We start from the raw sequence: 1,567 nt of genomic DNA on the forward strand, positions 1-1,567 counted from the left end.
TGTAGCGCAAAACGCGGGCGGGTCAAGCGGCGGCGCGGTGCCCGTTTACATACACTGTTCTCGGAATCGTTTTTAGAGGACAACTTATTGATAATAAACAGATTGACAAAATCCATTTTTTGAAATCCGCGATTTTTTAATCCTGCCGGGTGGCATGCAAGACCCCGTGTGTTCAACTACGGAGTTCAACCATGCAACAACCCGATACACGCCAGCTACAGCTGGTTCATCTCTCCGCCGAGCCGGTGCTGATGCGGATTTACCTGCATCCCGGCATGCGCGATTATTTCATGCAGGCCGGCAAGCCGAAGAAAACCTCTGCGCTCATTCGCAAAATCCTCGGCGATTATTTTTTCAGCCACGCCTCCCCCGAGGAAATCCGCTCCTTTATCGGGCCTTACGAGCAGGACAGCCGCGACCTGTTCGCCCCGTCTGCCGTCTCCACGGAAGGAGGCCGCCCATGAATACGCCCTACGCAGTAACGTTGTCTCTGGTTTCGAGCAAGGGCGGGGTCGGAAAATCGACGTGGGCCATCAACGGAGCCTGCGCTTTCGCCGACATGGGACTGCGTGTCCTGTGCGTTGACCTTGACCCGCAACAATCCCTCAGCAAGTTTTTCTGCAAGCCGCAGGATATTGGCAGCGGCAGCGGCCTTTATGAATTTCTCACCCTGGGCGATTTGTCCGCCATCCGGCCGACACATTTCAGTGGCGTTTCCGTCATCGTCAACAACGACGAGAGTGAGCGTCTCAATCTTTGGCTGGCCGAGCAGTTCTCCGCCGCGTTCACCCTGAAAAACATGCTGGCGCGGGTACGCGATCGCTACGACATCATCATCATCGACACCCAGGGCAAGGACGGCCGTGGCCAGCTGCAGGAACTGGCGCTGGTGGCATCCGATATTGTCATCGTGCCGACCACGCCGGACCTCATCAGTGCGCAGGAGCTGCCGCGTGTCATCCAGATTTATTCCAATGTGGTCAAGGGGCTGGAAGCGATGGGGGTCGGCAATGAACAGCCGCCGCAATTGCGCATCCTCATCAACCGTGAGGATCACACCACCGAGACGCGCAATGCGATTGCCTCCATCCGCAAGAATTTTGGTGCCATTGCACGCCATATTGCGGTGCTGCGCGCCTCTATCCCGCAGCGCGTGGTCTGGAAAGAGTGCATCAGCGAGCGCCGTCCGGCACACCGCATCGAATACGGTCGTGACAATCCGCGCAACGCCCTGCCGGTAATGGAAGCGGTCATCCATGAGCTGCTGCCGCATTACGGCGACCTCACTCTTGACGGCTGCTTCAAGGTGGCAAAAGGAGGCTGCGATGTCCACTAATGCCTACGACAACGTTCTGGCTCCGCAAATGGACGGGGAACTGGCGCCGCCGGAAGACCGCACGCTGATTGGCCGCACCAAGGAAATTGCCATCACCATCGATGACATTCAGGAATTTCCGCTCAACCCGCGTCAGTCGGACAATCCGCGCCTGGATGAAATCATGGCATCGATTGAGGCCATCGGTCTGCAACAACCGCTCACCGTGACCAAACGCCCCGGCGAAGGTGT

3 protein-coding genes are annotated in these 1,567 nt (G+C 57.6%); all 3 read left to right on the top strand.

Annotated elements, in window-relative coordinates:
* Positions 1–191: 191 nt before the first annotated feature.
* A complete protein-coding gene (locus tag Q0349_RS09480; RefSeq protein ID WP_298080643.1) occupies positions 192–464 on the top strand; it encodes a hypothetical protein in 273 nt (90 codons plus the stop codon).
* On the top strand, positions 461–1,336 hold the full coding sequence (locus Q0349_RS09485) for a ParA family protein (protein WP_298080644.1): 876 nt from the start codon (positions 461–463) through the stop codon (positions 1,334–1,336). Before Q0349_RS09480 ends, Q0349_RS09485 begins: the two co-directional genes overlap by 4 nt.
* Positions 1,326–1,567: ParB N-terminal domain-containing protein (locus Q0349_RS09490; RefSeq protein ID WP_298080645.1), on the top strand; the 242-nt coding region annotated here is incomplete at its 3' end. The genes Q0349_RS09485 and Q0349_RS09490, both read left to right, overlap by 11 nt.

Source organism: uncultured Cardiobacterium sp. (assembly GCF_938028185.1).
Taxonomy (GTDB): domain Bacteria; phylum Pseudomonadota; class Gammaproteobacteria; order Cardiobacteriales; family Cardiobacteriaceae; genus Cardiobacterium.

Excerpts from the sequence above, each read along its gene's own strand:
- Q0349_RS09480 (WP_298080643.1), top strand. The coding sequence starts at position 192 with ATGCAACAACCCGATACACGCCAGCTACAGCTGGTTCATCTCTCCGCC.
- Q0349_RS09485 (WP_298080644.1), top strand. The coding sequence starts at position 461 with ATGAATACGCCCTACGCAGTAACGTTGTCTCTGGTTTCGAGCAAGGGC.